This window comes from Synechococcus sp. R55.7 (assembly GCF_047461955.1).
Classification (GTDB): domain Bacteria; phylum Cyanobacteriota; class Cyanobacteriia; order Thermostichales; family Thermostichaceae; genus Thermostichus.
In genome coordinates this window covers 1-564 of the sequence record NZ_JANSIC010000510.1, presented here as the reverse complement: position 1 = coordinate 564, position 564 = coordinate 1, and the positions used below count along the sequence as shown (strand labels likewise).

At 52.5% G+C, this 564-nt stretch carries 1 protein-coding gene; it reads right to left on the bottom strand.

The genetic code is table 11. From position 1 onward, the window contains the following. Nucleotides 1–225: 225 nt before the first annotated feature. Nucleotides 226–564 (bottom strand): hypothetical protein (locus NW820_RS13415; RefSeq protein WP_414407778.1); only part of this gene is annotated, 339 nt, incomplete at its 5' end.

Sequence of the window (564 nt, the reverse complement as noted above, 5' to 3'; positions counted from 1 at the left end):
GGCCTGGGACTGGGACACCTTGAGTTTGCAAGCTACAGTCAGGACTTGGGTCATGCGCCGATTGTACTTCATCAAGGAAGGCCGCATTCCTTCCGGCACTGACCCTGGATAGTGGTGAGTGGGTAGTGACTAGCCACTAGTCACTAGCCACTAATGTAGAGTGCGGGGCTCCTGCGGGCTCTAGCTGAAGTTCGAGAAGGCCGCGCAGGATCAGGACAAAGGCTCCTAGGGATTTTGTTTCACTTTTTCCATCTTCCCATTCGGCAACAATCTCTTCATCAAGTGGTGAAGTCTTGCCAAAAGTAAGCCAGGATCAGCGTAGGGCTCCACAGGCATCTTTTCCCTCACCCTTAACCTCTCTTCCAATGAAAGAAATGGGGTCACGCCATCCTCGCAATAGGCAGCCATTGTCTTCGGCCCTGCCGACAAGGAGAAAAAGCAGGCGGGGATCCATAAGCCCATAAAGCAAACAGCTGCGGTGTTATCCACAGCTTGAGCAGAGTCCAGATCTGAGCAGCTCATCGTTTCTGGAGGTTGTGTATCGGTGATCAACCCATTCTCATC